13 protein-coding genes are annotated in these 11,725 nt (G+C 52.2%); 6 read left to right on the top strand and 7 right to left on the bottom strand.

The features are described from left to right. Nucleotides 1–55 precede the first annotated feature (55 nt). Entirely contained in the window at nucleotides 56–1,942 is a 1,887-nt protein-coding gene (locus HCZ99_RS05030) for a transglycosylase domain-containing protein (protein ID WP_254869430.1), read from the top strand. 220 nt (nucleotides 1,943–2,162) lie between these two features. Here HCZ99_RS05030 and HCZ99_RS05035 read toward each other — a convergent pair whose 3' ends face one another. Further along, nucleotides 2,163–2,621 (bottom strand): SMI1/KNR4 family protein, encoded by a 459-nt coding sequence (locus HCZ99_RS05035; protein ID WP_167445792.1) that lies wholly within the window; start codon nucleotides 2,619–2,621, stop codon nucleotides 2,163–2,165. A gap of 76 nt (nucleotides 2,622–2,697) precedes the next feature. On the opposite strand from HCZ99_RS05035, the gene HCZ99_RS20870 reads away from it, so the two are divergent. The 3 genes from HCZ99_RS20870 (at nucleotide 2,698) to HCZ99_RS05050 (ending at nucleotide 3,823) form a co-directional block, all read left to right on the top strand. Next, entirely contained in the window at nucleotides 2,698–2,811 is a 114-nt protein-coding gene (locus tag HCZ99_RS20870; protein WP_368484236.1) for an HNH endonuclease, read from the top strand. 2 nt (nucleotides 2,812–2,813) lie between these two features. Further along, nucleotides 2,814–3,218 carry a hypothetical protein gene (locus tag HCZ99_RS05045; RefSeq protein ID WP_167445794.1) on the top strand — a complete coding sequence of 135 codons (405 nt, stop codon included), beginning with the start codon at nucleotides 2,814–2,816 and terminating at the stop codon, nucleotides 3,216–3,218. 143 nt (nucleotides 3,219–3,361) lie between these two features. Continuing rightward, the gene (locus HCZ99_RS05050; protein ID WP_167445795.1) at nucleotides 3,362–3,823 is read left to right on the top strand and encodes a hypothetical protein; all 462 of its coding nucleotides are present in this window, start codon (nucleotides 3,362–3,364) and stop codon (nucleotides 3,821–3,823) included. 219 nt (nucleotides 3,824–4,042) lie between these two features. On the opposite strand, the gene argE is transcribed toward HCZ99_RS05050, so the two are convergent. From argE to HCZ99_RS05070, 4 genes are read right to left on the bottom strand one after another with little or no spacing between them, the layout of a single operon-like run. Then, nucleotides 4,043–5,221, bottom strand: a complete 1,179-nt coding sequence (argE, locus tag HCZ99_RS05055; RefSeq protein ID WP_167445797.1) for an acetylornithine deacetylase — start codon at nucleotides 5,219–5,221, stop codon at nucleotides 4,043–4,045. Between the two features lie 22 nt (nucleotides 5,222–5,243). Beyond that, nucleotides 5,244–6,746, bottom strand: a complete 1,503-nt coding sequence (locus HCZ99_RS05060) for a tripartite tricarboxylate transporter permease (protein WP_167445799.1) — start codon at nucleotides 6,744–6,746, stop codon at nucleotides 5,244–5,246. A gap of 17 nt (nucleotides 6,747–6,763) precedes the next feature. Next, nucleotides 6,764–7,294: a tripartite tricarboxylate transporter TctB family protein gene (locus HCZ99_RS05065; protein ID WP_167445800.1), complete on the bottom strand. Its 531-nt coding sequence runs from the start codon at nucleotides 7,292–7,294 to the stop codon at nucleotides 6,764–6,766. A 49-nt stretch (nucleotides 7,295–7,343) separates the two neighbouring features. Then, complete coding sequence (locus tag HCZ99_RS05070; RefSeq protein WP_167445802.1) at nucleotides 7,344–8,333, bottom strand: Bug family tripartite tricarboxylate transporter substrate binding protein; 990 nt, start codon at nucleotides 8,331–8,333, stop codon at nucleotides 7,344–7,346. A gap of 148 nt (nucleotides 8,334–8,481) precedes the next feature. Here HCZ99_RS05070 and HCZ99_RS05075 point away from each other — a divergent pair, with 148 nt between their 5' ends. Together HCZ99_RS05075 and HCZ99_RS05080 are read left to right on the top strand one after the other, a co-directional pair. Continuing rightward, nucleotides 8,482–9,387: a LysR family transcriptional regulator gene (locus tag HCZ99_RS05075; protein WP_167445804.1), complete on the top strand. Its 906-nt coding sequence runs from the start codon at nucleotides 8,482–8,484 to the stop codon at nucleotides 9,385–9,387. Between the two features lie 25 nt (nucleotides 9,388–9,412). Further along, nucleotides 9,413–10,228 carry a hypothetical protein gene (locus HCZ99_RS05080; RefSeq protein ID WP_167445806.1) on the top strand — a complete coding sequence of 272 codons (816 nt, stop codon included), beginning with the start codon at nucleotides 9,413–9,415 and terminating at the stop codon, nucleotides 10,226–10,228. 19 nt (nucleotides 10,229–10,247) lie between these two features. Here HCZ99_RS05080 and HCZ99_RS05085 read toward each other — a convergent pair whose 3' ends face one another. Both HCZ99_RS05085 and HCZ99_RS05090 read right to left on the bottom strand, forming a co-directional pair. After that, entirely contained in the window at nucleotides 10,248–10,880 is a 633-nt protein-coding gene (locus HCZ99_RS05085) for a LysE family translocator (protein WP_167445808.1), read from the bottom strand. A gap of 62 nt (nucleotides 10,881–10,942) precedes the next feature. Beyond that, nucleotides 10,943–11,659: a M48 family metallopeptidase gene (locus HCZ99_RS05090; protein WP_167445809.1), complete on the bottom strand. Its 717-nt coding sequence runs from the start codon at nucleotides 11,657–11,659 to the stop codon at nucleotides 10,943–10,945. Between the last annotated feature and the right edge of the window lie 66 nt (nucleotides 11,660–11,725).

The raw sequence follows: 11,725 nt of genomic DNA on the forward strand, positions 1-11,725 counted from the left end.
GGGGAAAAAACGCACAAGCAGCAGCCGCAAACGCAAAGGCGGTTTGTTTTCGCGGATGGGCGGACTGATCCCGGGGCCAGACGCCCTTATTCGTTTTGCCGTTTTGTGCGCCATTTGGGTCATGGTGCTGGGCGGCGGTGTGGTGGCTTATTTCGGATATGGGCTGCCCGATAAAGTCAGTTTCAACATCGCCAGTGAACGCAAACCCTCTATCCGGGTCATGAGCATCGATGGCGCAACACTTGCGACCTATGGCAACCGATATGGCAACCCGGTCGAGGTGCGTGATCTTCCCGATTACGTTGGCGAAGCTTTCGTTTCCATCGAAGATCGCCGGTTCTACGACCATTTTGGCATTGATCTTTTGGGCATCGCCCGCGCGGCATGGACCAACCTGACGGCTGGCCGTATCGCCGAGGGTGGTAGCACCATCACCCAGCAGCTTGCCAAAAACCTGTTTTTGTCCCCAGAACGTAATTTTGGCCGCAAAATCGAAGAAGTCCTTCTGGCGGTCTGGCTGGAATTTAAGTTCGATAAACAACAAATCCTGTCGCTTTATCTTAACCGAATTTACTTCGGGCAGGGCCTGTATGGGATTGATTCGGCCGCGCGCCATTATTTCGGTACCGATCCGCGCCGCTTGAACCTGTATGAGGCCGCCGTTCTGGCCGGTCTGCCAAAGGCACCCAGTCGCTATAACCCGATGGTCGATCCGAAAAGATCCGCCGAACGCGCCAACATCGTGCTGAATGCGATGGTCGCAAACGGCGTCTTAAACAAGGCCCGGGCGGAACGTGCGAAACAAACCCGTGTGCGCACGGCACGCCGTGCCAGTTCAGGGCCAGGGGTGCGCTATTTCTCGGACTGGGTGCTGGATCGCGTGCGCGATTATGTCGGCTATGTCGATCAGGATTTGCTTGTCTATACGACCCTTGATTCCCGTCTGCAGGAAGTCGCCGAAAGCAACCTTGAACGCGCCCTTGAAAGTCCGACTGCTGCCGAAAAACGCGTGGGCCAAGCAGCGCTTTTGGCCATGACCCCCGATGGGGCGGTGCGGGCCCTTGTGGGGGGGCGTGATTATTACGAAAGTCAGTATAACCGTGTGACACAGGCCCGTCGTCAACCCGGATCGGTGTTTAAGCTGTTCACCTATTTGGCCGCCTTGGATAAGGGGCTTGGGTCAAATGATTGGATGCGCGATGTCCCGATTTCGATCAATGGCTGGGAACCCCGCAACTTTGACCGCAAACATCATGGCACCATGTCGATCCGTGATGCGGTGGCAACTTCCAACAACTCGATCGCTGTGCAGCTTGCGATGGAGGTCGGCCTCGATAAGGTCATTCAAAAGGCCCATGATATGGGCGTGTCATCGCAGCTAAACCGGGAACCAAGCCTTGCCCTTGGCACGAGCGAGGTCTCCATGCTTGAAATGACGGGTGCCTATGCGATTGTCGCCAATGGCGGCTTTGCCGTCTTCCCCCACGCGGTCAGCAGAATCACCGGACGGGGTGGTGATGTGCTTTATGAGCGCAGCGACGATTTCCCCGCACGCTTGATGAACCCGCTCCATGCGGGGGAAATGAACAATATGCTGGCTTCGGTTATTGCCAAGGGCACAGGGCGCAACGCCATTATTGACCGCCCGGCGGCGGGTAAAACCGGGACGACGTCTGATTACCGGGATGCATGGTTTATTGGCTATACCGCCGATCTGGTTGCCGGTGTCTGGATGGGGAATGATAATGGCAGTCCGATGGATCACGTCACCGGTGGTGGCCTACCGGCCAAGCTGTGGCACGATTTCATGCTCCATGCCCATCAAAACCTGCCCGTGAGGTCGCTTGGCAAGGCCGCATTGGCGCGGTCCAAAAAAATCGGCGAAGATGAAAGTTGGCGCGACTTCACGAAGGGTTATAGCTCGGGCAATGAAAAGCAATAATTGGGTGCACAGTTTTTGCACCTTTATCGCGGATATCGACTCACAGGCGGCCTTCGGGCCGCCTGTTTTCGTTCAACCCGTTTGCCCGATCAATCTCCACCCCATCCGTCATTCCTGCGACGGCGGGAATTCGTAATGATTTCAAGGAATCCAGACCTGCGCTCTGGTTAGCCTAAAAGAAGATACCGCAAATATGATAGTCCCGTTTTCCTGATCTTGATCAAACAGCAATATCACCGACAAATTTTACAATGAATTCTGCAAAGCTTGCAGCATAGGCTTCACGGTTCTGCCCTGTAATTCTCACCACGGCACATTCACCACTCGTTGTCGGGACGAGCGTATCCAACACAAAGAACTCACCGAAAGCCGTTGTGCAAATCGAAATGTCAGAAGAGCGGATAAAACCGCTTTGTCGATCAAGAAGGGTGCGCGCAACCACATCTCCTCCGACCACCTCTTCAAACGGCCGCTGGTAGATGGAACATATTTCATCCCCATGTATCTCGCCGCCTCCATAATTTTCCAAGAACCACCTGTAGCTAAAAGGAAAATCCCAGCCAAGGGCCTCTTCCGCCTTCAATATCCATTCGGCGGAAGGAGCGTGCTCTTTTGAGCCAAACTCAATGCTGTCTCCACTATTTTCAGAAATAAACTTCTTAAGTTCATTAAACGTCATTCACATGACCTTTTGTTTCCGCTCGATGTGTCCAGCAAAAAGCTCTTAGAAAAAAGGGAAAAAAGGAAACAGATTTATTTCTAGCGACCCATGGCACCGTCAACAAGATCAAAGCAGAATGCAATTGGTCAAGGAGAGTGTTCATAAACGGACTGGACACATTAGCGGTGAAGCAATGTCTAGAGGGTAATAATGGACAGTAGACTACGACTGACGAAAAATGATAGCGCAGATATTGCGTTTGTTAAACTGTGCCTCATGTCGGGTGCAATTAGCCAAGACGAGCTTCGTGAGTGGCTGTATCACGTGATTGAGCACTACGATGACATTCCCACATACTTCTTTGATCTTTTGGACGCAAAGGATTTGAGGGAAATGTTTCGTGGAGCCAATGGGCCAATCGGTTTTTTTACTTCAAGCGATTTGAGTGAGATCGAAAGCGATGCGCTTACAGGAATAGCTTATAAACGTGGGTTCTATGATGGTCCCTTGGGTTATGACGTTCATATTGAACTCGATGAAGCGCTTAATGCTCTTCAACAGAACCCACACATTGAGAAAAGATTCTGCGAAATGTTTCCTTTTATTAAACTCTGAACAGGCCATAATTTTTCGGTAGACTGAAAAAGTTGATTGCTGTTTGTGAAGCGCTTTCTTCATGATTCTGTTGAGAAAAAAAATTCCCGATGTGTTTTACATAGGCCAATTTTCTAACGAGAAACTAGATGAGGAATGCAATTATGCAAAAAAGTTTAGAGGATGCCTTTTTTGCATACGAGGGTTCTTATCAAATTCCATTTTACGGTATGTTCTCCCGAGAGAGACCGCCTTTGGCGCCATTGGAACTGGCTAAATATCACCTGAAGAAATCATCACAGCCGTTTTATCTTGAGCCACCCAATGGTTCGCAAAAATATGACTGTTACGTCTTTGACATTGAACTTCACGAGCTCCCGGATTCTTGGGAATCTTTTGCTTTTTCGATTTTCAAGGAACTTGAAAAGTTAGGAGCAAATTTAAGTTGGCTAACGTTTGATCCAGGTTTTGATTTTGATGTTTTGTTTAGTGAGCATTTTGCGCAAAACGTATTTGCATTTTGTCTGTACGGGGCAAATCCAATATTTGCAAAAGATATAGATGAATTGAGGGGGGATGACTGGCAGGAGAAGGTGTTGAAGCTCAAGGAGCAATTTGCACGCTAGGATCAGGATGTAATTGGTCCAAAGGCGGACAAAAAAAGACCGGCATCGTGTTCACGAACCGGTCTAAGTTTGGTTTGCTTTGGCTGCACCAAGTTGGGGGGCGATGCAGCCAAGGGGGTCTCACCTGTCGGGGCGCGCATTAAGTCAGGGATGAGGGTGGATCACCCTGATGCTGCGCACCGATTGGCGCCGTGTATAGACAGCGCCATGGTGAGGATATCAGGCCGCGACGGCCTGATCCGTGAGCGCTTCAAGGAATTCGATGCATTCCTCGATTTGCGAAATCTCGATAAATTCGTTGGGTTTGTGGGCCTGCTTGATGCTGCCCGGGCCGCAAATGATTGACGGGATGTTGCCTTGTTTTTCAAAGACACCGCCCTCGGAACCATAAGAAACCTTGCCCGATACTTCGCCAATGACGTTGCGGACGAGCTCAAAGCCTGGTGCATCAGTGCAATCGCCCATGCCCGGATAGGAAAAGATCTTTTCCCAGCTAAATCCGGTTTCGGGTTCTTTGGCTTTCATTTCCGCATCCAGCGTTTCGGTAATGGTCTGCTGGATTTCCGCGATCACGGATTCGGCGTCATGTTCAGGCAAATGGCGGATTTCAAAGGTGAATTCACAATGATCCGGTGTCACGTTTGTGGCCGTACCCCCGCCAATGGTGGTGGTCAGCATGGTGCTGTGCGGCACGGTGAAATCATCATCAAACGGGCCGTTTTCTTCGAATGTGCGGGCCTTGTCGGCGATCAGGCTGATCGCGCGGCTGGCATATTCGATGGCATTCACATGGTTGGGCGCAAACGAGCTGTGGCCAGCGGTGCCGGTTACGGTCACGCGCATAGAATATTTGCCTTTTTGACCATTGATGACTTTCATCTCGGTCGGCTCGCCAATCACGGCAATGCGCGGCGGGGTATCCATGGCGGCCAAATGGTCGACCATTGATCCAACGCCAATGCAGCCAACTTCTTCGTCATAAGACAGGCAAAGATGGATCGGGATGGTCAGATCGCGTTTGGCAAGTTCTGGAATAAGTGCCAGCGCGCAGGCCGCAAAGCCCTTCATGTCGGTGGAGCCACGGCCAAACAGCTTTCCGTCGCGTTCGGTCAGCTCGAACGCCGGGCTGATCCAGCTTTTTTCAAGGGCAGGCACCACATCGGTATGCCCCGAAAGGGCAATGCCCGGCACGCCTTTGGGGCCGATGGTCGCCAAAAGGTTAGCTTTTTCGCCGGTTTCATCATGAAACAGGGTGCTTTCGATGCCATATTGCGCCAGGTAGTCGCGGACAAAATGGATCAGACCGAGATTCGAGTTTTTGCTTGTGGTGTCGAACGCGACCAGCTTGCCAAGGATATCAATGGCATTATGGAGGCGCGACATGTTTGGTTTGCTCATTTTTTCTTTCTCGTTTCTCAGATCAGGATGCCGATTGCGCCGCGTCACGGCTTTTGTTGCGCCATTTTGTCCATTCACGACGAATGGTCAGAATGATGAACAGGATGGTCAGCGCGAAGAAGCCCCATGAAATCCAGGACTGGAAGAAGACGCCAAGATCACCGCGCGAAATCGCCAGCGACCGGCGCATGTTATCTTCAAACATCGGACCCAGGATAAAGGCGATCAGGAACGGTGCCGCCGGGATGTTCAGCAACATCATGGCAAAGCCAACAACGCCCATCACCAACAGAACCGTGACGTCAAACGGGCTGGCCCCGATGGAATAGATGCCATAGACGCACAGGATCAAAATGCACGGCAGCAACAAGGTTTGCGGAATACGCGAAATCTTGGTGAAGGCACTTGCCGTCAGCTTGCCTGCGATAAACAGGAAGACTGAACTAAACAGCATGCCGATAAACAGCGAATAAACTTCGCCAAGGTTGTTTTGGAACAGAAGCGGTCCCGGTGTCAGGCCATGGATCATAAACGCGCCGAGCATCACACCCGTGATCACATCACCCGGCACACCAAGGGCCAAAAGCGGGATCATGGTTGCGCCACATGCGCCGTTATTGGCCGATTCCGATGCGGCAATGCCTTCGATCTCGCCTTCGCCGAACCGATCACCGTTTTTCGATGTACGGCGTGCTTCACTATAAGAAAAGAACGCGGCGGTCGACGGGCCAATACCCGGAATGGCACCAAGTATCACACCAATCAGCGACCCGCGGAAGATCGATTTCAACGAACCGCGGAATTCCGACAAGGTCAGGCGGTTGTCGCCAAGCTTCATGGCTTCGCTGTTATCTTCCGGGCGGAACACGATCATTTTGATCAGTTCAGGCAGGGCAAACAGACCAATCAGAACCGGCACCATGCCAAGACCCGATTTCATGTCCTCAGACAGGGCAAAACGGTACGATCCATAGATGTCTTCGCCAACGGTTGCCAGCAACAGCCCAAGGCAGGCGGCAATGATGCCCAAAACCAACGACCGGCCAGAAATACTTGCCACAATCGTCAGCGAGAACGCCATCAGCATAAAGAATTCAGGCGGTCCAACGCGCAGCGCAAACATCGCCAAAGGCATGGCAAGGAAGAACAGCGAAATGTTTGAAACAAAATCGCCGATGCAGCTTGATACCAGCGCCATGTTAAGCGCCTTGCCGCCTTTACCAGAGCGCGCCAGCGGATACCCATCAAGCACGGTGCAGGCAGCCGATGCTGTACCCGGCGTTTTAATCAGGATGGCGGAAATCGATCCGCCATAGGTTGAGCCTTTATACAAAGCCACCAGGAGCAAGATGCTCGTGACCGGCGGCAGATAAAAGGTAAAAGGCAAGGCCAAGGTGACAGCCATGGTCCCGGTCATGCCCGGAATCGCGCCAATAATTACTCCACCCCAAATCCCGGCAAACATCGCCAGAAAGTTCGGAAGCGTCGCTACTGACTGGAAGGCGAAAAGCAATTCATTCCACATAACGGTAGGACTTTCGATCAGATCAGGGTGGTAAGGTTAGAAAGGCTGCTGGAAAACAGCGTGCCTTCGGGGAACGGGGTGTGGTTGACTTCGGTAAACAGCAAATACAGCAGAACCGGGAAAATAAGCGTCAAACCCAGCATCCAGAACCGGCGGTCAAAGTTACCGGTCATCAGGAACAGAACACCAAGCAACAAAACCGTTGCCGGGACGAACCCGATCACAGGCAGGCCGTAAACAAAGGCCGCAAACACAACCAGCAAAATGGCAAAACGTGTCATGAACACCTTGTTGCGGTTCAAATAGAACCCAAGGGTTGTGACCTTTTCGCCGCTGGCTTTGCGTGATTTTGGAAACGCAAGGATCAGTGCCAGAACCCCCATGACCAGGCCAAGCACGGCAATGACGCGCGGCCACATATCAGGCGGTGGGGCAAATCCGGGAATGAAAGACGGAACCTTCACATAGACCGGAATCAAAATGAACAGGACGATGGCAAAGAATGCCGTGGCGACCAGCCCAGCGTAGAAATCGCGATTTTGGTTCATGGTTCCGTCTCGCATTAAAGTCTTAAATTACAGGACGTTGAAAAACGTCTTACTGGATGTAGCCGAACTTTTTGGCCATGCCGTTGTAAAGTTCGAACTGGCTTTTGACGTAAGCTGACGGATCTTCATCACCGATGATCGAGATCGAGCCACGTTTTTTCGCCAGGTCCAGCCACTGTTCGTCAGTCGCAACATCGCCGAGGATTTCGGTCCATTTTGCAACAACTTCATCCGAAAGACCTTTGGGGCCATACAGACCGCTCCAGCCGCCAACTTGACCAGCCTGGGTGTAACCCAGTTCTTTGGCGGTCGGGACGTCCGGAAGGGCTTCCATACGTTTCGGCGAATACACCATCAGCGGACGCATTTTGCCTGCTTCGATGTGGGGCATCAGCGAACCAGCAGCAATTGCGAGGAAGTCAACGTGACCACCAAGAAGGGCAGCAGCCAAAGCCGAGCCACCTTTGTAAGGGACCAGGGTCGAAGCGGTCAGCGGGTCAAGGCCAACGTCAGACAGCAGCGCCTGAACCGAGAAACCGTCAATCGCGGTCGGGCCAGATGCGGCATAGGTGGTTGCACCGTCGCTGTCTTTGATTTTTTCGATCAGGTCGTCGATGGTCTGGATGTCGGAATTTGCATTCACGGCCAGGATCATCGGGGTGGATTCAAGCATACCAAGGAAGGTGTAGTCATCCCAAGCAACCGGGCTGTCGGTGTAAACAGCCGGATACAGCGCCATGCCAACACGTGACAACAGAACGGTGTAGCCATCTGGTTTGGATTCAGAAACGAAACGGGCACCATTCATGCCGCCGTTACCGGTTTTGTTGACAACAACAACCGGCTGGCCGTCGGTGTAGTTGCGGGCGGTTTCTGCCAGCGCACGTGCAGCAAGGTCAGAAGCACCGCCAGCACCATAAGGTGCGACCAGCGTAATTGCTTTTTCAGGATAGTCGTCGGCCTGTGCGGTCGAAATCATGGTTGTCGTCGCAAGGATGGCAGCGGCAATGCCGGCTGCTTTTTTGAGCTGTCGAAACATTTTCATGTCTCCCTGTCTGGTGGTGGCAGGATTGCCATGCTCGATACTTTTCTTCTTCTGGGTATCATGCATAGCTAATCCATAACTGTTGGCGCAAAAAATTAATTCGAGTATAACTAATTTACATACTGAAGATGGGGCGCCCTATATGAACTTACGAGAGTTGGAAAGCTTTAATGCCTTTATGACCCAAGGGTCGGTCACGAAAGCCGCGCTGGCGATGAATATCAGCCAGCCGATGGTCAGTCGTTTGCTTAACAGCTTTGAAAAGTCAGTCGGATTTCCGTTATTCAACCGCAAACGCAATCAACTTATCCCGACCAACGAAGCCCATCAGTTTCATATCACCGTGGTGCGTTCGCTGAACTCTCTTCGTGAAATCGAAACCCAGGCCCGCGCGATTGCCAATGATCAGCTTGGTTCTATTCGCATCGCTGCGCAGCCGATTTATGTCGACACGTATCTTCTTGATGTGGTCGCCAAATTCAAATTGGCCCATCCCAATGTTGCGATCAGTATCGTCGATACCGGTCTTGAAGGCATGCTTGAATTGGTCACAACCCGGCAATGCGATTTGGGAATCGGCATTACCCTTGATCTGCAAGACCCCAATATGGTCGTCACCCCACTTGCACAATCGCGCGCGGTTTGCTTGATGCCGGTTGATCATCGATTGGCTGGGTTTGAATCGATTGATATCGATTTGCTGCGCGGTGAACGCTTTGTTGAGCTGTCGATTGGATCGCCGCTTCGTACCAAGATCGACTATATTTTCCAAATCGCGGGTTGGCCGCGCAACATTGCGGTCGAAGCGCGTACCATTCGAACCGTTTCGCGCCTTGTGGAGCGCAATGTTGGGATTGCGGTCATTGATCCGTTCGCTGCGTTGTTGGTTGATGAAACCAAAGTAGTCGCGCGCACGCTTACCCCGGTGATTGACTGGGACGTGGCCCTGTTTACCGCATCGCGTGAACTCAGTGCTGTGGAAAAAAGCTTCTTGGCCTTCCTGCGTGCCGAACTGCCCAACCTGCGCAAAAGCGGTTGCGTGATCTAATCTCAACGACACCGAAAGCGGTTAAATGTCCTTTGTAATACGAGTCCTGCTTTTTGTTTTGTTGACCGTTGCGACGCAAATAGGCGGCATTGCGTATCTAATAAGTCTGCCCCTGCGCCAGGTTTCCCGGCAATGGATACGTCACCGATTGCTAAATGCGGCTGTATGCTTTTTGGTTGTTTACGCAGGTGTTTGGTACGGGGCGGCAAACTTGGCCCCGTTGGTGGGGCGGTATCCGATCCCGTGTTTTGGGAATGCGCCCTCCCATTTGATGATGCAGTCGCCAATGTACTGCATGATGAATCGTAACTATGTCCGTTCAGACCTTCTTCAGATCGCGGAAGAATTGGCGCACGACGTTGATCAGAAGTTTCCGGGGACCAAGACCTTGGCCTTGGATGCCGGTTTTCCATTTTTGGACGGTTTCCCGCTTCTTCCTCATTTGTCGCATGACGATGGAAACAAGCTTGATTTGGCATTCTATTACGCCGACCTCAGCGACGGTTATCAAATCGGAAAAACAAAATCCCCTATCGGGTACTGGGCATTCGAATTGCCAAAGGACAACCAGCGCGATGCGTGCGCGGCTGTTGATGCCGGATTCTCAATGCGCTGGGAAATGGCTTGGTTTTCGGTGTTGAACAACGACTTGGTTCTGGAGCCTAAGCGGACTGCCTATGCGATTAGGTGGCTTGCGCAGAAAGGTCGAAGGTTGGGTGTGACTAAGGTGTTTGTTGAACCACACTTGTTGTCAGAGCTTGGTCTCAGCGGTCAAAACTTGAAGTTTCAAGGCTGTTACGCAGCGCGGCACGATGATCACATCCATTTTCAAACCGATTAAGTGTCGACGTAAATCTGCGTTAAACGCGGCGCTCAAAGGCCAACTTGGCGGCAAGGCCAAGGAAGATGCAGCCGGTGAAAACCTGAAACGCACGTGCCAACCGGGCCGATTGTGAAAGGACTTTTCCAAGCTTTCCGGCAAAGCTGCCAACAAGGCAGTTAATGACCGTACCGCCGATATTGAGGATCAGGCCGAAGATCAAAAACTGCACCAAAACAGATCCCCGCGACGCGTCGACAAATTGCGGAATAAATGCCAACACAAATACAATGATTTTCGGGTTCAGAAGGTTCACAACAATCCCATCGCGCCATGCGTGAAAGGCTGATGACTGCTGTGTTTTCGCCGCAGTCATGCTTGGGCCTTCGGAACGAAACGCGGCAATGGCCAACCACACCAGATAGGCAATCCCGGCCCAGCGCAAAACCTCCAGCGCAATCGGATGGGCTGCGACCAAGGCTGCCAATCCTAATCCGGCCAAAAGGGTATGGATCATTGAACCGGTTGCAATGCCAAGGCTAGCGGCATTTCCCGCACCCGGCCCGGATTTGAGGCCTTGGCCCAAGCAAAACAGCATGTCATTGCCCGGCGTCATGTTCAGCGCCAAGGCGGTCGGGATGAAAATGGCAAGTGTTTCAAGTGGGATCAGCATCGGGGACCTATAGCGTGTTAGAGATCATCGTTTGAGTTAGTTAACTTACTTAGTGTTCGCAATCAGCTTCCAGCCCCATAACGATGGAGCACAGAGCCGTTCTTTTTGAGCCAGTGTTGTTGTTTTTTCGATGGGCCATAAAGATCATCAACCACAGCCCAGAATCGCGCACTGTGATTGAGTTCTTGCAGGTGGGCGACTTCGTGGGCGACGACGTAATCAAGAACGTCTTCTGGGGCCAAAACGAGCCGCCAGCTAAAAGACAGGTTGCCGTTTGACGAACAACTGCCCCAACGTGTGCGGGTGTCTTTAAGGGATATGCGGTTGATTTTCTTGCCAATTTGATCAGCATATTCTTGCGCGCGCGGGGCGATTTCAAGTTTGGCCTGTTTTTTCAGGAAATCTGTTACGCGCCGGTTGGTATGTTCTGGCAGTCCCGATACCCAAATAACCCCCGCCTCGGCCCAGACGCCGCGTTTGGCATCGGGCACGGCGCGAATGGCGTAATCTTCGCCCAGAAACGGAATCCACGCACCCGGTACGAATTGAACCCGTTCGGGCAAACGTTGGATATGGGCCGCGACCCAATCGCCATGTTGATTGAGCATCGAAAGCGCTGTTTTGCGCGACACCCCATTGGGTACGACGATTTCGACCCCGTCAAACGCCGGATCAATGCGCAGCTTGAGTCGCGTTGCCCGCGCACTGGGGCGCAGTCGGACCGGCAGCGGGCCAATTTTCGGCAGGTCGATTTCGGTTTCTTCGGTCGTTTTGAGCATTCGGAGCGATTTTTTCCAAAAGTGCTACGAGATTTTACGGGTTTTTGTGCCTTTTTAGCACCAAGC

Source organism: Thalassospira lucentensis, from assembly GCF_011806425.1.
Lineage (GTDB): Bacteria > Pseudomonadota > Alphaproteobacteria > Rhodospirillales > Thalassospiraceae > Thalassospira > Thalassospira lucentensis_B.